19 protein-coding genes are annotated in these 19952 nt (G+C 68.5%); 11 read left to right on the top strand and 8 right to left on the bottom strand.

Annotated features, from left to right (window positions below; all coding sequences use genetic code 11):
* On the top strand, nt 1–2813 hold a 2813-nt coding region (locus AC6EI8_RS13540; RefSeq protein ID WP_498382169.1), incomplete at its 5' end, for a DUF748 domain-containing protein.
* Here AC6EI8_RS13540 and AC6EI8_RS13535 read toward each other — a convergent pair.
* The gene (locus tag AC6EI8_RS13535; protein WP_498382168.1) at nt 2797–4077 is read right to left on the bottom strand and encodes a cytochrome P450; all 1281 of its coding nucleotides are present in this window, start codon (nt 4075–4077) and stop codon (nt 2797–2799) included. The genes AC6EI8_RS13540 and AC6EI8_RS13535 overlap by 17 nt on opposite strands.
* A 180-nt stretch (nt 4078–4257) precedes the next feature.
* Between AC6EI8_RS13535 and AC6EI8_RS13530 the strand changes: the two genes are divergently transcribed.
* Nucleotides 4258–4443, top strand: a complete 186-nt coding sequence (locus AC6EI8_RS13530) for a rubredoxin (RefSeq protein ID WP_149318430.1) — start codon at nt 4258–4260, stop codon at nt 4441–4443.
* 78 nt (nt 4444–4521) lie between these two features.
* Here the strand turns inward: AC6EI8_RS13530 and AC6EI8_RS13525 are convergent, their stop codons facing one another.
* Both AC6EI8_RS13525 and AC6EI8_RS13520 read right to left on the bottom strand, forming a co-directional pair.
* Nucleotides 4522–4734 carry a hypothetical protein gene (locus tag AC6EI8_RS13525; RefSeq protein WP_149318429.1) on the bottom strand — a complete coding sequence of 71 codons (213 nt, stop codon included), beginning with the start codon at nt 4732–4734 and terminating at the stop codon, nt 4522–4524.
* A gap of 88 nt (nt 4735–4822) precedes the next feature.
* Complete coding sequence (locus tag AC6EI8_RS13520; protein WP_006578697.1) at nt 4823–5005, bottom strand: hypothetical protein; 183 nt, start codon at nt 5003–5005, stop codon at nt 4823–4825.
* A gap of 193 nt (nt 5006–5198) precedes the next feature.
* On the opposite strand from AC6EI8_RS13520, the gene AC6EI8_RS13515 reads away from it, so the two are divergent.
* The 6 genes from AC6EI8_RS13515 to AC6EI8_RS13490 all read left to right on the top strand — a co-directional run bounded on the left by AC6EI8_RS13515 (nt 5199) and on the right by AC6EI8_RS13490 (nt 10866).
* Nucleotides 5199–5702, top strand: coding sequence for a sodium/proton-translocating pyrophosphatase (locus AC6EI8_RS13515; RefSeq protein WP_149318428.1), 504 nt, complete (start codon nt 5199–5201; stop codon nt 5700–5702).
* 284 nt (nt 5703–5986) lie between these two features.
* The gene (locus AC6EI8_RS13510) at nt 5987–7159 is read left to right on the top strand and encodes a c-type cytochrome (protein WP_149318427.1); all 1173 of its coding nucleotides are present in this window, start codon (nt 5987–5989) and stop codon (nt 7157–7159) included.
* Nucleotides 7160–7331: 172 nt separating this feature from the next.
* The gene (gene ctaD, locus AC6EI8_RS13505) at nt 7332–9089 is read left to right on the top strand and encodes a cytochrome c oxidase subunit I (protein ID WP_149318426.1); all 1758 of its coding nucleotides are present in this window, start codon (nt 7332–7334) and stop codon (nt 9087–9089) included.
* Complete coding sequence (locus AC6EI8_RS13500) at nt 9086–9727, top strand: cytochrome c oxidase subunit 3 (protein ID WP_226106755.1); 642 nt, start codon at nt 9086–9088, stop codon at nt 9725–9727. The genes ctaD and AC6EI8_RS13500 overlap by 4 nt, the downstream gene beginning before the upstream one ends.
* Before the next feature lie 39 nt (nt 9728–9766).
* Nucleotides 9767–10477: a heme-copper oxidase subunit III family protein gene (locus tag AC6EI8_RS13495; protein WP_498382167.1), complete on the top strand. Its 711-nt coding sequence runs from the start codon at nt 9767–9769 to the stop codon at nt 10475–10477.
* A gap of 38 nt (nt 10478–10515) precedes the next feature.
* Nucleotides 10516–10866, top strand: a complete 351-nt coding sequence (locus tag AC6EI8_RS13490; RefSeq protein WP_149318677.1) for a cytochrome C oxidase subunit IV family protein — start codon at nt 10516–10518, stop codon at nt 10864–10866.
* Between the two features lie 118 nt (nt 10867–10984).
* Here the strand turns inward: AC6EI8_RS13490 and AC6EI8_RS13485 are convergent, their stop codons facing one another.
* Entirely contained in the window at nt 10985–12451 is a 1467-nt protein-coding gene (locus tag AC6EI8_RS13485) for an MATE family efflux transporter (RefSeq protein ID WP_226106754.1), read from the bottom strand.
* An 82-nt stretch (nt 12452–12533) separates the two neighbouring features.
* Here AC6EI8_RS13485 and AC6EI8_RS13480 point away from each other — a divergent pair, with 82 nt between their 5' ends.
* Both AC6EI8_RS13480 and AC6EI8_RS13475 read left to right on the top strand, forming a co-directional pair.
* Nucleotides 12534–13430 (top strand): DMT family transporter, encoded by an 897-nt coding sequence (locus AC6EI8_RS13480; protein WP_265633558.1) that lies wholly within the window; start codon nt 12534–12536, stop codon nt 13428–13430.
* Nucleotides 13431–13475: 45 nt separating this feature from the next.
* Nucleotides 13476–14699, top strand: coding sequence for an MFS transporter (locus AC6EI8_RS13475; RefSeq protein ID WP_226106752.1), 1224 nt, complete (start codon nt 13476–13478; stop codon nt 14697–14699).
* 37 nt (nt 14700–14736) lie between these two features.
* Here the strand turns inward: AC6EI8_RS13475 and ggt are convergent, their stop codons facing one another.
* Nucleotides 14737–16377 (bottom strand): gamma-glutamyltransferase, encoded by a 1641-nt coding sequence (gene ggt / locus AC6EI8_RS13470; RefSeq protein WP_498382166.1) that lies wholly within the window; start codon nt 16375–16377, stop codon nt 14737–14739.
* A 102-nt stretch (nt 16378–16479) separates the two neighbouring features.
* Nucleotides 16480–17466, bottom strand: coding sequence for a Bug family tripartite tricarboxylate transporter substrate binding protein (locus AC6EI8_RS13465; RefSeq protein ID WP_226106750.1), 987 nt, complete (start codon nt 17464–17466; stop codon nt 16480–16482).
* A 122-nt stretch (nt 17467–17588) separates the two neighbouring features.
* On the opposite strand from AC6EI8_RS13465, the gene AC6EI8_RS13460 reads away from it, so the two are divergent.
* Entirely contained in the window at nt 17589–18551 is a 963-nt protein-coding gene (locus AC6EI8_RS13460; protein ID WP_498382165.1) for a LysR family transcriptional regulator, read from the top strand.
* A gap of 47 nt (nt 18552–18598) precedes the next feature.
* Here the strand turns inward: AC6EI8_RS13460 and AC6EI8_RS13455 are convergent, their stop codons facing one another.
* A complete protein-coding gene (locus tag AC6EI8_RS13455; protein ID WP_265633562.1) occupies nt 18599–19180 on the bottom strand; it encodes a BON domain-containing protein in 582 nt (193 codons plus the stop codon).
* Between the two features lie 214 nt (nt 19181–19394).
* Nucleotides 19395–19952, bottom strand: a 558-nt coding sequence (locus AC6EI8_RS13450) for a xanthine dehydrogenase family protein molybdopterin-binding subunit (protein WP_498382164.1), incomplete at its 5' end; no start/stop codon positions are given.

The following is a 19952-nucleotide window of genomic DNA, read 5'->3' as shown; positions in this document are numbered from 1 at the left end:
GACAGCCCGCCGGCGATGCCAAGCCCTGGCGCTACACCATCGACCGCGTCGCGCTGAAGCAGGCCCGCGTGGCGCTGCGCGACGAGGCGGCGTTCTCCGGCCCCGGCACGCTGGCGCTCGGTCCGATCGACGTGCAGGTCGACGGCTTGTCCGGCGACAGCGACAAGCCGGCCAAGCTCGACGCCACGCTGGTGGTCGCCGACGGCCAGACCATCGCGCACGAGGGCGCGCTGTCGCTGCGCGACGCCACGCTGGCCGGCACCCTGCGCGCCAATGGTCTGCGGCCGCAGACCTTCGCCGCCTGGTTCCCGGGCGAACTGCGCGTCCAGCTGGGGCAGTCGGCGGTCGATGCCGAGCTGAACTACCGGATGTCGTGGGCTGCGCCGGCCTTCACGCTGTCGCTGGACAATTCGCGCGTCGCCATGAGCGGCGTCCATGTCGCGCTGCGCGATCCGGCCACTGCGCCGCGGGCCGCCGCGCCCTCCGACGATGCCGTGGCGAAACGGCGCGAGCAGCGCGCGCGCCAGCGCGGCGACCTGGTCGGGGACAAGCTGCCGCTGCTCAGCGCCGACAAGCTGACGCTGGACGGCCTGCGCTTCGATCTGGCCGCGCAGTCGCTGCAGGTCGCGCAGATCGGCCTGAGCAACCCGCAATTCGCCGCCGTGCGCGATCAGCGCGGCGAGCTGGTCGAGGCCTCCCGCATCTGGGTGGCGCAGTCGCGCGCCGCCAGTGCGAAGGTGGCCCAATCCGCGGGCAAATCCGCTGCCCAATCCGCTGCTCCGCGCACGAACGCCGCCACGGCGCCCGCCAAACCGTGGCAGGTCGAGGTGGGCAGCGTGGCGATCGAGGGCGGCAAGCTGCGCCTGACCGACTACCAGCCGGCCGCCGCCAACGGCAACCGCCCCGTGGTCCACCAGCTGCGCGGCATCGACGTCAAGACCGGCGCCGTCCGCTGGCCGCTGCCCGCCACGCCGATCGCGCTGAAGGCCAAGGCCGAATCGGGCCGCCGCGGCGTGCTGTCGCTCGACGGTACCGTGCAGCCGACGCAGCCGGCGCTGCAGATGCGCGTCGATGCGCGGCAGTGGGACCTGACGCCGTTCCAGCCCTATCTGGCCGACCGCTTCAACGCGGCGCTGCGGGCCGGCAATGCCACCGTCAATGGCCGGCTCTCCGTCGCGGTGCCCACCGGCAAGCCGCTCGCCGCAACCTTCGCCGGCACCGCGCAGCTGAGCAATGTGCGCACGGTCGATCGCCTGAACGGCGAGGACTTCATCCGCTGGCGCTCGCTGGGCCTGAGCGGCATCGACTTCCAGATGGACGACAGCAAGGGGCCGTTGCGGCTGGCGCTGGGCCAGATCGCGCTGAACGACTTCTATGCGCGCGTGATCCTGAACGCGAACGGCCGGCTGAATCTGCAGGACGTGGTCTCGGGCGGCGCGCAGCAGGGCCAGCCGGCGCCGACCACCAGCCTGACGCAGGCCAATACCGCGCCGGCACCGGCCAGCGCGCCCGAGGCTGCGTCCGCATCGGCGACGGTGGCCGCCAGCCCCTCCGCGCCGGCGGCGGGCTCCACCAAGGGCACCGCGGCCGGTCCGCAGATCCGTATCGGCGGCATCAAGATCGACAAGGGCAACATCAACTTCTCCGACTTCTTCGTCAAGCCGAACTACACGGCCAACCTGACCGGCATGCACGGCTCGATCTCGAAGGTGTCGACCGGCGATCCGGCGCCCGCCGACCTGGTGCTCGAGGGCCGGCTCGACGACGATGCCCCGGTGACGATCAGCGGCAAGCTGAACCCGCTCGGCGAGCAGCTCTATCTCGATATCGCGGCCAAGGCGGCTGGCGTCGAGCTGACGCGCCTGACGCCGTATGCGACCAAGTACGCCGGCTATCCGATCACCAAGGGCAAGATGACGGTCGATGTTGCCTACAAGATCGAGAACGGCCATCTGAACGCCAGCAACCACCTGTTCCTGGACCAGCTGACGTTCGGCGACAAGGTCGACAGCCCCACCGCGACCAAGCTGCCGGTGCTGCTGGCGGTGTCGCTGCTGAAGGACCGCAATGGCGTGATCGACGTCAACCTGCCGGTATCGGGCTCGCTGTCGGACCCCGAGTTCAGCATCGGCGGCGTGATCGTGCGCGTGATCGTCAATCTGCTGACCAAGGCCATCACCTCGCCGTTTTCGCTGATCGCCTCGGCCTTCGGTGGCGGCGACGAGCTGGGCTACGTCGAGTTTGCCCCCGGTTCGGCGAACCTGACCGACGCGGGGCGCAAGAAGGTCGAGACGCTGGGCAAGGCGCTGAACGATCGGCCGGGCCTGCGGCTGGAGATCACCGGCCGCATCGACCCGGCCACCGACGCCGCCGGCGCGCGCCGCGCCTGGCTCGACGAACAGGTCGCCGAGCAGAAGCTGCGCGAACTGCGGCAGTCCGCGCGCGAGCAGCGCGCGACCGACGACGGGGACGACGAGCAGGGCGCCAAGGTCACGGTCAGCCCGCAGGAGTATCCGAAGTATCTGGAGGCGGTCTACCGGCGCTCGTCGATCAAGAAGCCGCGCAACCTGATCGGCATGGCCAAGTCGCTGCCGACCGCCGAGATGGAGGCGCTGCTGCTGCAGAACGCGCCGGTGACCGATGGAGGCCTGCGCCAGTTGGCCGAGCGCCGCGCGCTGGCGGTCAAGCAGGCGCTGGAGCGCGAGGGCAAGGTGCCCGAAGCGCGCCTGTTCCTGACCGCGCCGAAGCTCGATACCGAGGGCATCAAGGACAAGGGCTCGCCGAACCGCGTCGACTTCACGATCCGGCAGTAGTGGCGCCGGCGCGCCGGTGCACCAGCCGCACGTCGCGAATCACCATGCGGTCGCGCGGCAGCGCCGGCAGGCGGGCGAAGTCGAGCGCCAGGTCCTGTTCCGGCACGCTGTAGCGCAGCCCGCGCAGCAGGAACAGGACCGCCTGCTTCATCAGCGCCACGGTGATTCCCTCGCCGGGACAGCGATGATGATCGGCGGCCTGCGCGCCGCCCTGCGGGATGAAGCCGAACGGCGGGGGCGCGCGGGCCAGGAACCGTTCGGGCGCGAAGGCCTCGGGCTCGTCCCAGCTGCGCGGATCGCGGTTGGTGCCATACAGGTCCAGCATCACGCGCCGCCCGCGCGGAAAGCGGTAACCCTTCCATTCGAAGTCCTCGCGCACGCGCGCCACCACCGCCGGAAAGAACGGATACCAGCGGCGCACCTCCTGCACGAAGGCATCGAGATAAGCCGGGTCGCCTTGCTGCAAACGTTCCCGGCATGCCGGATGCAGGTGCAGCGCGTGCGCGACGAACACGATGAAGACCGAGACCGCCACGGTCGGCCGCAGCAGGTTCGCCAGTTCCACGGCGGCGATGCGCGGCGGCAACAGCTGGCCATCCGCATTGTGGTGCCACGCCACCGTATGCATTGGCGTGTGCTCGAGAAGCTCGAACTGCCCGGCGCGCGCCTGATCGATCAGCCGCGACAGCCAGGGCTCGACCCGGTCGCGCGCGCGCCGCGAGCGGAAATGCCCCAGCCCCGGCGCGGCCGCCTGGTCGAACAGCGCAGTCAGCTGCCGGCAACGCGGCTCGACCTCATGCTCGCGCAGCGGCACGCTGGCCCAGCTGCATACGGCCCGGGTCAGCAGCGGATGCAGCGCGTCGTACAGCGCCACCGGCTGGCCATCCGACCACGACCGGGCAGACAGCAGCCATTGCTGCGCGACCGCGTCGCACAACGAGGCGATGCGCTCGGGCGCGGTCGCATGCATGAACAGGGCCTTGCGCATCCGGTGCGCGTCGCCGTCGAGCGTCTGCACGCCGCCCTTGCCGAACAGCGTCGCGCGCAACGGCTCGGGCGCGGCACCGCCACGCTGGAACCGCTGCGGATCGTAGAACAGCGCCGCTGCCTCGGGCCCCGTCATGCACAGCGTGCGGCGCAGCAGCACGCGGGTTTCGAAGACATCGGATTGCAGGGCGCGGCAGCGTTTGGCGATGAAGCGATAGGGGTCGGCCAGCAAGGCCAGGCTATGGTCCCCGGGCGTGTCGCGTGGAATGGCGGGCATCGGCAATGCTCGGATCGGAGGCTTGATCGCCGATCCGCTGCAACCTGCATGCCAGCGCGGCGCGCTCGCGGCACCAGGTCGGGCGCAGCGCCGTTCGCGGCGCATCCGACCGGGCCTGGGATCGTGGCGCCGCAGCAAAAACGCGTATGATTCGCTCCGGATTGAATAAAGGAGCTTGTTTTGCAGCAGGAAACCGTCGCCTACAAGACTTGGGTGTGTCTGATTTGCGGTTGGGTCTACGACGAGGAGCAGGGCTGGCCGGATGATGGCATCGCGCCCGGCACGCGCTGGGAAGAGATTCCCGAGGATTGGCGCTGCCCGGAATGCGATGTGGCGAAGGCCGATTTCGCGATGATCGAGATCTGACGCAGCGCGTCGTTCATCGACGCGTGCGGGACTCGCGCGTTCGGCTCGCGCTCCAATGATGCGCCGCAAGGCGCTTGGTCAGCCGTGGTGCAGGCCGCGGTGCAGCCGCCCATGCGCGTTCGCGTGCGGCCGGCTATGTGGCCGATTGCGCGGCGTCGGCATGGCGCGCCGCCGCATCTGCCGGCAGCGGCGCCAGCGCATCCGCGCGGGCCGCATGCTGCGCCACAGCGCGCGTCCGACCGTCAACGTCAGCGCGGCAACGAGCAGGATGGCGATCCAGAACAGGGACATGTCAGCCTCCCTGCCGGTCGCGATGCATCGCACCGGCAAGTGCCGAGTCGGCGGTGGACCGGCTCGGACCCGTGGCCAGCTGGTCCGCTCAGATCAGCAGCGGGATCGCTTCGAGTACGGCCAGGCCCAGCAGCGCGCCGGCGATTGCGCCGAGCGTGCGGCAACTGATCTGCAGTGGCCGCGCTGCAACGGGCACCATGCCCATCACGATAATCCCAACCAGCGCCATCGGAATCAGGAACACGAGGTCGTGCATGTCCAGGGTCGGCATGGCGGTCTCCTTTCCTCTCTCTCTGTGGGGAATGCTGTTATGCCTGCAGTATAGGCAGCGGGGCGCACTATCCAAGCTCTTTGCCGCTCGGGGTTGACCCGAAGGCTGCGCGCCTTCCCGCCGATGGCCGCCGCGTGTCCTATGCTGTGCAAATGAACGGGACCCGGTCTCGTCACAGCATACGGAGGTGGCAATGGAACTTCACATGCATTCGCACCACTACGTGCGCCGCGTGCCGGACTGGAGCGCAGCCGCGGTGTCCGGCCTGGCCGCTGGCGCGCTGCTGCTGGTGCTCGAGCTGTTCTGGTCGACCATGATCGCGGGCACCAATCCGTGGCCCACCACGCGGATGATCGCGGCCATCGTGATGGGCCCCGACGTGCTGCAGAGCGGCATGTTCAGCGTGGCCACGGTCACCGCGGCCCTGGTGATCCACTTCGTGCTGGGCGCCGTGCTGGGCATGATCCTGGCGGCAATCATGGCGCCGTTCCAGCTCGATTCCAGCCTCGGCATGGCGTTGCTGGTCGGCGCGGTGTTCGGCCTGGTGATCTACGTGATCAACTTCTACGGCATGACGCGCTTCTTCCCGTGGTTTGCCGATGCGCGCGGCTGGCACACGCTGTTCGGCAACATCGTGTTCGGCATGTGCGCGGCAGCGGCGTACTGGAAGCTGGAAAGCAAGGACGTCACGCACTGAGGCGCGACGGCGAATGCGCGGCGGCCGGGGTTTGGCTCCGGCCGCCGTTTTTTTTATGGGCAGCTGTGCCGGGTCGGGCCCTGCTCATGCGTCGCCGGTGCGTGGCCTGTGCGTTGGCCTTGCGTCGCTCGTGCGTGCTTGTGCGTGCTTGTGCGTGGCTTGTGCGATGCGGCACGGCTCGCGCGCCGCATCGCCTTGAATCGACCGGATCGGATGCACTAGTCTTATCCTAGCTGCGTGACTTGGGCAGCCCTCGTGCCGGCGGCACAGAAGGAGGGGTCGACATGGCGCTCGCCATCGCACTCGTGGTCATGGTTGTCGCTTCGGTGCTCTTCCACTTCCTGAGCCCGTGGTGGGCGACGCCGCTCGCGTCCAACTGGAAGCAGATGGACGACACGCTCACCATCACGATCGTCATCACCGGCGCCTTCTTCATCGGCATCAACCTGTTCGTCGGCTACATGGTCTGGCGCTATCGCCATCGCGAAGGCAGCCAGGCGGCCTACCAGCCGGTCAATCACAAGCTCGAACTCTGGCTGATCGGCGGCACCACGCTGGGCATCATGGCGCTGCTGGCGCCGGGCCTGTTCGTCTATGCCGACTACGTGCGCCCACCGCGCGACGCGATGCTGGTCGAGGTGGTCGGCCAGCAGTGGTCGTGGGGCTTTCGCTTCCCCGGCGCGGGCGGGCAGTTCGGCACCACCGATCCGCGCTTCGTCGGCCCGGGCAATCCGCTCGGGCTCAACCCCGACGACCCCAACGGGCAGGACGACATCATCGTTGCCGGCCCCGAGCTGCATCTGCCGCTGGGGCGGCCCGTCAAGATCCTGGCGCGCTCCAAGGACGTGCTGCACGACTTCTATGTGCCGGAATTCCGCGCCCGCATGAACATGGTGCCCGGCATGGTGACCTCGTTCTGGTTCACGCCGACGCGCGCCGGCACCTTCGACGTGCTGTGCGCGCAGCTATGCGGCGTCGGCCATCACAACATGCGCGGCAAGGTCGTGGTCGACGAACCCGCCGCCTTCACCGCCTGGCTGCAGAAGCAGCAGACCTTCGTCGCGATGCGCGCGGGGCAGCCCGCGGCGGCGGCCACGGTTTCCACCCAGCCGAGCGGCACACGCGGCCCCGGCCCGGCGGCGACCGATCTCGCCGAACAGGGCAGGGCGCTGGCGCAGAGCAAGGGCTGCGTCGCGTGCCACAGCGTGGACGGTTCGCCCAGCGTCGGGCCGACCTGGAAGGGCCTGTACGGACATACGTCGACGTTCACCGACGGCAGCAGCGCCAAGGTCGACGACGACTATCTGCGCACCGAGATCCGCGAGCCGCAGCAGCGCGTGGTCAAGGGCTTCGCGCCGATCATGCCGAAGATGCCGCTCAGCGACGACGAGGTCAACGCGCTGATTGCCTTCATCCGGTCCACCGCGGGGCCGCCGCGCGAGGCGGCCGGGAAGTAGCGAAAAGCCCGGGCGTTGCGCCGCGGAACCCGCAGCCGAACCACCAGCGAAGCCGCAGCGGAACCGCAGCACAACGCCGGCGCGCCGAAGCGCTAGAGAGTACAGAGGCAGCGCCGCGTCCGAGCCGGACGCGGCCCGCCACGACAGGTCACCGACCGCAGGAGAGATCACCATGGCCTACGCCGACGATGCCGTCCACCACGGGCCCACCAGCTTCTGGACGCGTTATGTCTGGAGCCAGGACCACAAGGTGATTGCGGTGCAGTACACGATCGTCGCCATCGTGGTGGGCCTGGTCGGCGTCGTGCTGTCGAACCTGATGCGGATGCAGCTCGGCTTTCCGGGCCGCTTCGACTTCATCGACGCCAACGCCTATTACCAGTACGTGACCATGCACGGCATGATCATGGTGATCTACCTGCTGACCGCGCTGTTTCTCGGCGGCTTCGGCAATTACCTGATCCCGCTGATGGTCGGCGCGCGCGACATGGTATTCCCCTTCCTCAACATGCTGAGCTTCTGGGTCTACCTGCTGTCGGTGATCGTGCTGCTGGCCAGCTTCTTCGTGCCGGGCGGACCGACCGGCGCGGGCTGGACGCTGTACCCGCCGCAAGCGATCCTGGCCGGCACGCCCGGCCACGAGTGGGGCATCATCCTGATGCTGGTTTCGCTGCTGATCTTCATCGTCGCGGCCACCATGGGCGGCCTGAACTACGTGACCACGGTGCTGCAGGCGCGCACCGAGGGCATGACGCTGATGCGGATGCCGCTCGCGGTCTGGGGCATCTTCATGGCGACGATCCTCGCGCTGCTGGCGTTCCCCGCGCTGTTCGTCTCCGGCGTGATGATGCTGCTCGACAAGACCATCGGCACCAGCTTCTTCATGCCGTCGATGGTGTCGATGGGGCAGCAGCTCGACTACAAGGGCGGCAGTCCGCTGCTGTTCCAGCACCTGTTCTGGTTCTTCGGCCATCCCGAGGTCTATATCGTCGCGCTGCCGGCCTTCGGCATCGTGTCGGACCTGATCAGCGTGCACGCGCGCAAGAGCATCTTCGGCTATCGCACGATGGTGTGGGCCATCCTGGCGATCGGCGTGCTGTCGGTGGTGGTGTGGGCCCACCACATGTTCGTCAGCGGCATGAACCCGTACTTCGGCTTCTTCTTCGCCACCACCACGCTGATCATCGCGATTCCGACCGCGATCAAGGTCTACAACTGGGTGCTGACGCTGTGGCGCGGCGACATCCATTTCTCGGTGCCGATGCTGTTCGCGATCGGCTTCATCAGCACCTTCCTGATCGGCGGGCTGACCGGGCTCTTCCTCGGCAACGTCAGCGTCGACATCCCGCTGTCCAACACCTACTTCGTGGTCGCCCACTTCCATATGGTGATGGGCGTGTCGCCGATCCTCGTGGTGTTCGGCGGCCTCTATCACTGGTATCCGAAGGTCACCGGCCGGATGCTGAACGACACGCTGGGCCGCGTGCATTTCTGGGTGACCTTCGTCGGCACCTACGCGATCTTCTTCCCGATGCATTACCTCGGCATCCTCGGCATGCCGCGCCGCTACTACGCCTTCGAGAACTACGCCTTCATCCCCGAATCGGCGCATGTGCTGAACGCCTATATCTCGGTGGCCGCCTTCGTCGTCGCGGCGGCGCAATTGCTGTTCGTCGCCAATCTGATCTGGAGCGCGCGCCGCGGCGAGCCGGCCGGCGCCAATCCTTGGCGCGCCGCGTCGCTCGAATGGCAGACGCCCCATACGCCGCCGGAACACGGCAACTGGGGCCCGCATCTGCCGGTGGTGTATCGCTGGGCCTATGCCTATAGCGTGCCCGGCGCGCGCGAGGACTTCATCGCGCAGAACGCACCGCCCGAAGCCGGCGGCGCCGAACCCGAACCGCATGCCAGCCAGGGAGCCGTCGCATGAATACCGGAGCACTGTACCGAGTCGCGCGCGGCGACGATGGCCCGGCCCCGCGCGGCGGCGACGCGATGCGTCAGCACGCCTCGGGTTCGACGCCCGGCAGCGTCGCGCTGTGGGTCTTCATGGGCGTGATCACCTCGCTGTTCTCGCTGTTCGTGGTCGCGTTCGGCCTGCGCATGGACTCGGCGGACTGGCATCCGATCGCGCTGCCGTGGCAGGTGTGGCTGTCCACGGCGCTGCTGGTCGCCGGCAGCGTGGCGATGTGGCGGGCGGCTCGTGCCGCGCAGGCCGGCGATCCGTCGAACGCGCGGCGCATGCTGATGCTGGGCGGGGCCGGCGCGCTCGCCTTCGTCGCCAGCCAGCTGTGGGCGTGGCAGGCGCTCGGCGCAGCGGACATCCTGCCCGCCAACAATCCGGCCGGCAGCTTCTTCTACATGCTGACCGGGATGCATGGCCTGCATATGGTCGGCGGCCTCGTGGCGTGGCTCGCCGCGTGGCAGGGCGTGCCCGCGGGCGCCGCCTTGCGCGTACGGCTGCTGGCGCGCTACTGGCACTTCATGCTGGCGGTCTGGCTGGTGCTGCTGGCCGCGCTCGGCTGGCTGACCCCGGAAATCGTGCGCTACATCTGCGGCACCGCCTGATCGCGAGATCGGCGCGGGCAGGCAAGCGAAGGAGGCGATATGGCGACCCAACTGCACCCCGGCGATGGCGTGGCCCACACCGCGGCCCACACCCCGACCATGCACGGCGGCTGGCGCGGCATGCTGGCCGACTGGGGTTCGGACCGGCATGCCTTCCAGGTGTCGTGGGGCAAGGCCATGATGTGGATCTTCCTGTTGTCCGACACCTTCGTCTTCAGCTGCTTCCTGATCAGCTACATGACGGTGCGGATGACGACCACGGTGCCGTGGCCCAATCCGAGCGAGGTGTTCGCGCTGACGATCGGCGGCGAATCAATTCCGCTGATCCTGATCGCGATCATGACGTTCGTGCTGATCACCAGCAGCGGCACCATGGCGATGGCGGTCAACTTCGCCTATCGGCGTGATCGCGCCCGCTGCGCGATGCTGATGCTTGCCACCGCCGCGCTGGGCGCCACCTTCGTCGGCATGCAGGCGTTCGAATGGACCAAGCTGATCGAGGAAGGCGTGCGCCCCTGGGGCAATCCGATGGGCGCGGCGCAGTTCGGCTCGTCGTTCTTCATGATCACCGGCTTCCACGGCCTGCACGTGTCGTGCGGCGTCATCTATCTGCTGGTGGTCGCCACGCGCGTGCTGCGCGGCCGCTACGAGCGCACCGGCAACTACCAGATCGTCGAGATCGCGGGCCTGTACTGGCACTTCGTCGACCTGGTATGGGTGTTCATCTTCGCGTTCTTCTACCTGTGGTGAGGTCCGCCATGTCCGAACCCATCCTGCACGATTCCCCGATGCCGTCGCACGGCGGCGCGCCGGCCGCCGACTCGGGACACGGCGCCAGCGGCCAGGCCCATCCGATCGGCCTCTACCTGAAGATCTGGGGGCTGCTGTTCGTGCTGTCGGCGATGTCGTACGCGGTCGACTACTTCCACCTGCAGGGCGCGCTGCGCTGGACGCTGATCCTGATCTTCATGATCGCCAAGGCCGGCCTGATCGTCGCCGTGTTCATGCACATGGCATGGGAGCGGCTGGCGCTGGTCTACGCGATCCTGCTGCCGCCGCTGTGCCTGCTGGTGCTGGTCTGGCTGATGGCGGTCGAGGCGGACTATACGTTCCTGATGCGGGGCGAGTTCTTCCGTTAGCCGCCCGTTAGCCGTCGCTAGCCGTCGCTAGCCGTCCGTTCGCCCCGCTAGTCCCCGCTAGTCCCCGCTAGTCCCGCTAGCCCTCGCTAGCCGCGCCGTAACGAATTCAGGGAAGCGGTCAGACCGTTTCCGTCTCCCCCGCCGGCTTCAACGCGTCCTCGGCCGGCGTCCCCATGCTGGTGTCCGGCGCCTGCCCGACGACTTCGCAGGCTGTCGGCGCGACCGGCAGCATCTGGCTGGCGCGCCAGTTGCCGAAGCGGTAATAGGCCGCCGCCAGCGTGATCGACACCACCGAGCCGAGCGGGAAGCTCCACCAGACCGCGTCCGCGCCCATCGTGCGGCCGAGCCACCAGGCGAACGGCAGGCGCACCACCCACATCGAGACGAACAGCACGGCCAGCGGCGCCATCACCGCGCCGGTCGCGCGGACGGTGCCGAACAGCACGATGGTGAAGCCGAACAGGATGAACGACCACAGCACGATCGCGTTGATGTGCTGGGCGATCTCGATCGCGCCACCATCGTCCGGCAGGAACAGGCCCAGCGAATGCCGGTTGAACAGGTAGACCAGGCCGACCAGCGCCCCTGTCATCGCCAGATTGAAGGCCAGGCCCATGCCGGTAATGCGGCCGACGCGGTCCCAGCGGCCTGCGCCAACGTTCTGCGCGACCATCGACGAGACGCTGGCGCCCACCGCCAGCGCCGGCATCTGGACGTAGGTCCACAGCTGCGAGGCGACGCCATACGCCGCCGCGGTCTGCGAGCCGTACTGGTTGACCAGCGCCATCATCACGATCGCGGACGACGAGATCACCACCATCTGCAGGCCCATCGGCAGCCCCTTGGCTACCAGCGAGCGCAGGATGCCGAGGTCCGGCCGCAGGTAGCGCAACTGATCGCGATGCAGCGTCAGGAAATGCTTGCGGCGATAGAGCAGCCACATCATCGCGGCCAGGCTGACCAGCTGCGCGATCAGCGTGGCCAGCGCGGAGCCGGCGATGTCCATGCGCGGGATTGGCCCGAGGCCGAAGATCAGCAGCGGGTTCAGCGCGACGTCCAGCACCACCGACAGCAGCATGAAGTAGAACGGCGTGCGCGAGTCACCGGCCCCGCGCAGGGTCATCATCACGAAGTTGTAGAAGTACATGAAGGGCAGCGCGAGGAAGATGATCCGCAGATAGCGGATCGCCAGCGGCCGCGCATCCTCGGGCGTGCCCATTGCGCTCAGGATGTCCGGCGTGAACAGGTAGCCCAACGCCGCGGCGATGACCGACAGCAGCACGAAGAACGTGGTGCTGGTGCCCACCACGCGCCGCGCCTCGTCGAGATCGCGCGCGCCGACGGCCTGCCCGATCATGATGGTGTTGGCCATGCTGATGCCGAACACCACGCCGAGCAGGAAGAACAGCACGATATTGGCGTTCGACGTCGCCGTCAGCGCCGCCTCGCCGAGATAGTGGCCGACCCAGATCGAATTGATCGACGCATTGAGCGATTGCAGGATGTTGCTGCCGAGCACCGGCAGCGAGAACAGCAGCAGGGTGCGGCCGATCGGGCCGGTAACGAGTCTGGCGTCGGGCTTCATTGTTATTGGTCGGTGAGCCGCAGGGGCGGGAGCCGGGGAGCGAGTTCGTATAGTATTCCAGGCGACCGACACCCCGCCCTCCATGATCCAGCCCACCCCCTCCGCAAGCGCCGCGCCCGTATGGTTGAAGGTCGGGCCGGCGCTGTTCCTGCTGCTGTGGTCGAGCGGCTTCGTCTTCCTCAAGCTCGGTCTCGCCTACGCCGATCCGCTGACCTTCCTCGCGCTGCGTTACGCCTGCGTGATTGCGCTGCTGATCCTGCCGTGGCTGTGGCTGCGGCCAGCCCTGCCCGCCACGCCGGCGGCATGGGGCCATCTGGCGATGGTGGGCCTGCTGATGCAGGCGGGGTATTTCTCGTTCACCTATCTGAGCCTGAAATACGGACTGTCGTCGGGCGCGGTGGCGCTGATCACCTCGCAGCAGCCGATCCTCGTCGGCCTGCTCGCGCCCGCCATTGCCGGCGAACGGGTCGGTCGGGTGCGCTGGATCGGACTGCTGCTTGGCGCGAGCGGCGCCGCGATGGTGATTGTCGCGACCTCGTCGATCGACCTGTCCTCGCGGCTGGCGCTGCTGTTCGCGGTGCTGGCCCTTCTGGTGATGACCGCCGGCACGCTGTGGGAGAAGCGCTTCGGCCGGGACACCCATCCGCTGACGGCCAATCTGGTGCAATACGGGGTCGGGCTTGCGGTGACCGCGCCGCTGGCGTGGTGGCTGGAGGCGATGCACGTGCAATGGACCCCGGGACTGGTCGGCTCGCTGACCTATCTGGTCGTCGCCAATTCGATCGTCGCGATGACGCTGCTGCTGGCGATGGTCCGCCACGGCGAGGCATCGCGCGTGTCGGCGCTGTTCTTCCTGGTGCCGCCCACTACCGCGCTGATCGCCTGGGCCGTGCTGGGCGAAACCGTGCCGCTGGCGGCGTGGCCTGGCATGGCGATTGCCGCTGCCGGACTGTATCTGGTGATGCGGCGGCCGACCTAGCGCCCCGTGCCCACTGCAAGGAGTCGTCCTTTGTCGAAACCATCGATGCGTACGGTCCTGCCGCTGGCCACCATCACCGCGGCCAGCATGCTGACGATGGATCTATACCTGCCAGCCGTGCCGACGATGCAGCTCGATCTCGGCATCACGGTGGCGCAAGGACAGCTGACCATCGCGATCTTCCTGCTCGGCCTGGCCGCTTCGCAATTGGTCTGGGGCGAGCTGCTGCACAGGATCGGCCCAAGGCGCTGCGTGCAGACGGGCCTGCTGGCCCTGATCCTGACCAGCTTCGGATGCGTGCTCGCGCCCGATCTGACGATGCTGCTGGGCCTGCGCCTGGTGCAGGGCATCGCGGCGGGCGCGGCGACCGTGGTGGTGCCGACCGTCGTGCGCGCGACACTGCCGGAGCAGGACGGCGTGCGCGGCATCGCGGCGATCGCGATGATCGAAGCGATCGTTCCCGCAGCGGGGCCCGTGCTGGGTACCGCGCTGCTGCTGATCGCGGACTGGCGCACGACCTTTGCGATCATCGGCGTCATCGCCCTGGCGTCCGCGCCCTTCGCGCTGCGGGCCACGCCCGTCGCGCTGCCGTCGCAGGGGGACGCGGACGGGGATGAGGGCGGGGGCGAGGGCGGAAGGGTCGGCTATCGCGCGCTGCTGCGCAACTGGCATTTCGTCGGACTGGCGCTGGCGCATGCGCTGTCGTTCGGCGCGCTGATCACCTTCGTCGCGAGCGCGCCGCAGGTGCTTCCGGCATTGGCCAACACCGGCCAGAGCGGCTTCGCGCTGGCGCAGGTCTGCGGCGTGGCGGGCTTCATCGTGGCGGCGAGCCAGGCCGGCCGGATCAGCAACCGGCTGGGCCCGCGCCATGCCATCCAGCTTGGCGCGCTGCTGCACGGGCTGCTGTGCGCCGCGCTGCTGGCGGCATGGTGGGACGACCGGCTTTCCTATCCGTGGCTGCTGGCCTTCTGGACGGCGTTCTGCGCGGTGCTGGGCATACGCGGCCCGACCGCGTTCAGCGAGGCGCTGTCGGTGCCGACCGCGCAGCTCGGGCGCGCGTCGGCGTTGATGGTGCTGGCGTTGCTGGCGGTGGGCGCGCTGGCGACACAGGCCACGGCACCGTTCCTGCCCGGCGGCCAACTCGGTGCCGTGGCCCTGTCGATGAGCCTGCTCTGTTGGGCGAGCTGCGCGCTGGTCGCCCGTTATCCCGACAAGCAGGCCAGCGTTCGCGCCCGACAGCGGCCGGAACAGGAGCAGGCCAGGCTCTGAGGATGGCGCGTCCCTGCCGCCCATGGAAGCGGGCTCGCTAAACAGCCGGCAATTCGATTTCGAGCGCGACGCCGTCGCGCCCCGGATCGGCGCCGCCTTCCAGCCGTCCGTCCACGATCCGCACCGCGTGCACCCAGCCGATCGTGTAGTTGTACGGGTTGCGGATCACCTGATAGCCGTCCTGCTCCAACTCGCGGGTGATATAGCGCGGGATGCGATTGCAGACGTCGATCGCGTTGCTGGTCGACGAGAAGCGCGGCGCGGACACGGCGGCCTGCATCGGCATGTCGAAGTCGACCACATTGACGATGCTCTGCAGCACGCCCATCGCGATCTGCGTGCCGCCCGGCGCGCCGAGCACGATCTCGGGCCGGTCGTCCTTGAAGACGATGGTCGGGCACGACGAGGTGAAACGGCGCTTGCCCGGCGCGATGCTGCCGGCGCGTCCCGGCCGCGGATCGAACACGCCCATGCAGCCGTTGTACATGAAGCCCAGGCCCGGCGTGATCACGCCAGACGGCATCGCGAGCGAGTGCGTCAACGCGACGCAATTGCCTTCGCCATCCACCACCGACAGATGCGTGGTGTCGCGCGGCACCGCGTGGCCCGGATTGACGCGCGGCACTTCGGCGCGCTGCCCATCGCGGATGCGCTGCGCGACCTCGCGGGCGTAATCGGGCGACAGCAGCCGGTCCAGCGGCACGTCGACGAAGGCGGGATCGCCGATGAAGCGGTCCTTGTCGCAGGTGGCCTGCTTCATCGCCTCGCAGACCACGCGGATATAGTCGGGGCTGTTGTGCCGCATTGCGCGCAGATCGAACTGCTCGAGGATCGCCAGCATCTGCAGCAGCATCGCGCCGCCGCCGGGCGGCCGGTTGGTGGTGACGCGGCGGTCGCGGTAGCCGCCGACCAGCGGCGCGGTGCGCACGGCCTGGTAGCCGGCGAGGTCCTCGCGCGACAGCAGCGCGCCGTGTTCGCGCATGTCGGCAACGATCTGATCGGCGATCTCGCCCAGATAGAACGCGTCGACGCCGCCGGATGCGATCCGCTCCAGCGTGTCGGCATAGTCGCGGTTCTTCAGCGGGGTGCCGATCGTATGCGGCGAACCGTCGGGGCGGCAATACAGTTGCCGCCCGCTCTCGCTGAAGGCCAGGCGCTCGCGGTTGCTGGCGCGGCCCAGCGTCGCCTCGTCGATCCAGAACGCATACATGCCGGGGCGCACGAAGTAGCCGTCGCGCGCCCACTGGATCGCCGGCTGCACCACCTCTTTCCACGGCAGCCGGCCGTGGCTGCGATGCAGCGCCTCCAGGCCGCGCAGCGTGCCCGGCGTGGCGATCGACTGATAGCCGATGTCGTTGAGGCGGTCCTTGATGAAGAAGCCGAAGCCGTCGCGCGCTTCGCCTTCCAGCAGGTCGGCCCACATTTCGGGGCGCGCGGCGGCCGGCGCGGTGGCATGGAAGTCGATGTATTCGTGCGCGCCGCTGCCGGGCACGCTGCCGGACATATAGACCGCGGCGGTGCCGAAGCCCGCGATGCCGCACATCAGCGGATCGACCACGGTTTGCGCCAGGGCGCAGGCGACCGCGGCATCGGCCGCATTGCCGCCCGCGCGCAGGATCTCGATGCCGGACTCCGCCGCTTCCGGCTGCGGGCAGGACACCATTCCACTACGGGTCATTGCTTGTCTCGATAGGTTGGCGCCGGGGAGCGCCAGCGGCGATGCCGATGGCGCATGCCGGCGCGGGATCGTGGTGATGACTGGATGGGCGGGACCCTGGACTTACTTCGCGCTCAGGTCCAGATCGCCGATCGCGCCCTGCCACTTGGCGGTATCGCGCACGGTCAGTTCCATCAGCTGGTCGGACGGGCCCGGCATCGGCAGCACCTGCATCGACTTGAGCTTGTCGACCACGGCCGGCTCGGCCAGGAAGGTCTGCGTGGCGGCATGCAGGCGCGCGATGACGTTGGCCGGCGTGCCGGCCTTCGCCGCGATGCCGCTCCAGCCGATGTTCTCGAAGCCCTTCAGGCCCAGTTCGGCGGCGGTCGGCACGTCGGGAAGCTCGGGCACGCGCTTCGAGGCGAACAGCATCAGCGGCACCAGCTTGCCGGCCTTGATCTGCGGGAGCGCGGTGCTCAGCACCGGCGCCATGACCTGCGTCGCGCCGGAGACAGTCGACACCACGCCATCCGGCTCGCCGCGATACGGCACGTGCAGCAGGCGGATGCCCTGCTGCTTTTGCATCAGCTCGACCACCAGATGGGTCGAATTGCCGTTGCCGGACGAGGCGAAGCTGATGCTGCCGGGCTTGGCCCTGGCGGCGTCGACCAGCTCGCGATAGTTGCGCAGGCCGGATTGCGGATTGGCGACCAGCACGAAGGGCACGGTGGCCAGCATCGACACCGGCGCGAAATCGGATTCGGGCTTGTAGGCCAGCGGCGCGTAGACGAACTTGTTCAGCACCATCTGCGAGACGCCCGCCAGGAACAGCGTGCAGCCGTCGGCCGGCTGGCTCAGCACGTACTTGGCCGCGATGATGCCGCCCGCGCCGGCCCGGTTCTCGACCACGATCGGCGTTTGCAGCGTCTTGCCGACGCGCTCGGCCCACATACGGGCCAGGGTGTCCGTGCTGCCACCGGCCTGCTGCGAGACGACCATCCGGATCGGGCGCGACGACGCGCCAGGCTCACCGCAGCCGTAGCTCGGTGCGGCCACGCCGAAGGCGAGCGCAAGGGGAACAGCGAAGTGGAAAAGGGAAGTTTTTCTCATAGGTGGTGGCAGTGTCCAGGTCCGTCGAATTCCAGGTCTGGTGCCTGGATGCCGGGAAATTATTGGCCCCAACCGCAAACTCACCTAGTGAATTGTTTCGAACCATCTATTAGTATTCGCTCATGGATCCATCCGACCACAGCATCGCCTGGGCGCGCCGACTGCGGGTGCGGCACCTCGAGTCCTTCCTGATTCTTCACGATGCGGGCACGCTGTCGGCCGCCGCGACGCGGCTGCATATGACGCAGTCCGCGGTGTCGCACTGGCTCAGCGAAATGGAGGAACTGGCCGGCGTCAGGCTGGCGATCCGCGGCCGGCGCCTGCAGCTGACGCCGGCCGGCGAGGCGGTGCGCCGGCTGGCCGTGCGCGTGCTCGGCGAGGTATCGCGCGCCCACGACGAACTCGGCGCCATTGCCAAGGGCGCGGTCGCGCGCCTGCATGTGGGCAGCGTGCTGGCCGGCGTCGCGCACCTGATTCCCTGGGCCATCGTCGCATTCCAGCGGGTCCAGCCCAATGTCTCGATCCAGGTCACGGAAGGCGCGTTCAATACGCTGCTCGAGCGCCTGGAGACACGCGAATTCGATCTGGTGGTCGGCTCGATCGATGCGCGCGCCTATGGTCCGCATCTGGCGCACGAGGTGCTGTTCGAAGATGCGATGGCGGTGGTGGTGGGCCCGCACCATCCGCTGGCACAGGCAAAACGGCTGCGTTGGGGGCAGCTGTTCTCGTATCCGTGGGCGATGCCGCAGCGCGAGACGCTGATGCGCACGCGGCTCGATACCGTGCTGCTCGAGCACGGCGCCGCCGGCCTGCGGCCGGCGGTCGAGACAGGTTCCATCGTCACGATGCAGGCGGTGCTGCGGGAAACCAACTATATCGGCGTCTGTTCGGCCGCGATGGCCGAGCACCTGGCCGCGCTGGGGCTGCTGCATATCCTGCCGCTGGGCGACCGGGAATCGTTCGGTCCGGTCGGGGCGGTATGGCGCAAGGGCGGCGACGACGAGGTGTTGCACGCCTTCATGCAGGCGTTGCGGGACGAGGCGGGCCGGATCCGTGCCGCCGAGCCGGGGGCGGCCGCGCGGTAACGCACCGCCCCTCGCTCCCTCGCAGCACGGCGGCAAGGCTTACGCCGTCAGCGCGGCACGCGGATATTGTTCCTGACCTCGTCCACGCCCATCACTTCCTCGGCGATATCCTCGACGCGGTACTTGGCGCGGCGGTCCGATACGGTACCGCTCAGCGTGACGATGCCCGAGCCGACCTCCACGGTGACCTCGGACACGTCGAGGTCGCGCGCCTCGGCCAGGCGCTCGCAGACCTCGTCGCAGATGCGCTCGTCGGTGCGGCGATAGCCCTTGGGCAGGGTGCGGGCGCGCCGTGGGGCCGTACTGCCGCGCATGCCCGCGCCGCCGCTCGCGCCGCGTTCGCCGAATTCGTTGAAGCCGACGCTGCCGCCGCCGGAGCCCATCGCCCCGGTGTCGCCGCGCCGATAGTGGTAGGCGTCACGCATGCCGCGCGAGCCGCCATAGCCGCGATGGCGCCAGGTCTCCGCGACCTCGCCGGTGCGTGGGTCCTCGGGGAACCACTCCATGCCGCCGGTCACGGTGCCGCGTCCGCGGCGGTCCTCGCCGGTTTCCCGGGGCCACATCTGGCGCGTACCGCTGGTGTCTCGATTCCCGGTGTTCCTGTTGCCGGTGTCTCTGTTGCCGTTCATTTCGGTCTCCTTCGATCAGGGACGTAATGGGCAATGGCCGCAAAATCCGTACCGCCGAAGTACGGTGCCACCGCGGTCGCGTGACATGGTCCGGGCACGGACGGTGCAAACTTTGCCGGGATGGCTTGTAAATAAGGCGCGTAGCAAGGCTTGCAACAAAGTTCGCAACATGGCTCGCAACAAGGCTTGCCAACGAATCGCGGCCGCCCGGCCTTCAGAGCAGCTTGTCCGGCGTGATCGGCAGGTCGCGTATCCGTTTGCCGGTCGCATGGAACACCGCATTGGCGATCGCCGCGCCGGCGCCGACGATACCGATCTCGCCGATGCCCTTGGCGCCGAGCGCATTGATATGTGGGTCGAATTCGTCCACGACCATGACCTCGATCTGGCCCACATCGGCGTTCACCGGCACGTGGTATTCCGCCAGATTGCCGTTGGCGATGCGCCCGCTGCGCGGGTCGAGCAGCGATTCCTCGTGCAGCGCCAGGCCGATGCCCCAGACCATGCCGCCCATCAGCTGGCTGTGGCCGGTCTTGCGGTTCAGCAGCCGGCCGACGCCGAAGCTGCCGAGCATCCGTTGCACGCGCACCTCGCCGAGATCGGGATCGACATGGACCTCGGCGAAGGTCGCGCCGAACGAATGCATCGAATGGCGCTGCGCTGCGTCGCCCGGGTCGGCCGTGCGGGTCGCCTCGATGCGCTGTCCGCCATTGCGCGCCATCGTCGCCGCGACGGACTCGCGGCAAGCGGGATCGGACGCGCGCGACAGCCA

This window comes from Cupriavidus sp. R6-3, from assembly GCF_059772245.1.
This window is presented reverse-complemented; position numbering and strand designations above follow the sequence as displayed.

Excerpts from the sequence above, each read along its gene's own strand:
- AC6EI8_RS13535 (WP_498382168.1), bottom strand. The coding sequence starts at position 4,077 with ATGCCCGCCATTCCACGCGACACGCCCGGGGACCATAGCCTGGCCTTG.
- AC6EI8_RS13525 (WP_149318429.1), bottom strand. The coding sequence starts at position 4,734 with ATGTCCCTGTTCTGGATCGCCATCCTGCTCGTTGCCGCGCTGACGTTG.
- AC6EI8_RS13520 (WP_006578697.1), bottom strand. The coding sequence starts at position 5,005 with ATGCCGACCCTGGACATGCACGACCTCGTGTTCCTGATTCCGATGGCG.
- AC6EI8_RS13515 (WP_149318428.1), top strand. The coding sequence starts at position 5,199 with ATGGAACTTCACATGCATTCGCACCACTACGTGCGCCGCGTGCCGGAC.
- AC6EI8_RS13510 (WP_149318427.1), top strand. The coding sequence starts at position 5,987 with ATGGCGCTCGCCATCGCACTCGTGGTCATGGTTGTCGCTTCGGTGCTC.
- ctaD (WP_149318426.1), top strand. The coding sequence starts at position 7,332 with ATGGCCTACGCCGACGATGCCGTCCACCACGGGCCCACCAGCTTCTGG.
- AC6EI8_RS13500 (WP_226106755.1), top strand. The coding sequence starts at position 9,086 with ATGAATACCGGAGCACTGTACCGAGTCGCGCGCGGCGACGATGGCCCG.
- AC6EI8_RS13495 (WP_498382167.1), top strand. The coding sequence starts at position 9,767 with ATGGCGACCCAACTGCACCCCGGCGATGGCGTGGCCCACACCGCGGCC.
- AC6EI8_RS13490 (WP_149318677.1), top strand. The coding sequence starts at position 10,516 with ATGCCGTCGCACGGCGGCGCGCCGGCCGCCGACTCGGGACACGGCGCC.
- AC6EI8_RS13485 (WP_226106754.1), bottom strand. The coding sequence starts at position 12,451 with ATGAAGCCCGACGCCAGACTCGTTACCGGCCCGATCGGCCGCACCCTG.
- AC6EI8_RS13480 (WP_265633558.1), top strand. The coding sequence starts at position 12,534 with ATGATCCAGCCCACCCCCTCCGCAAGCGCCGCGCCCGTATGGTTGAAG.
- AC6EI8_RS13475 (WP_226106752.1), top strand. The coding sequence starts at position 13,476 with ATGCGTACGGTCCTGCCGCTGGCCACCATCACCGCGGCCAGCATGCTG.
- ggt (WP_498382166.1), bottom strand. The coding sequence starts at position 16,377 with ATGACCCGTAGTGGAATGGTGTCCTGCCCGCAGCCGGAAGCGGCGGAG.
- AC6EI8_RS13465 (WP_226106750.1), bottom strand. The coding sequence starts at position 17,466 with ATGAGAAAAACTTCCCTTTTCCACTTCGCTGTTCCCCTTGCGCTCGCC.
- AC6EI8_RS13460 (WP_498382165.1), top strand. The coding sequence starts at position 17,589 with ATGGATCCATCCGACCACAGCATCGCCTGGGCGCGCCGACTGCGGGTG.
- AC6EI8_RS13455 (WP_265633562.1), bottom strand. The coding sequence starts at position 19,180 with ATGAACGGCAACAGAGACACCGGCAACAGGAACACCGGGAATCGAGAC.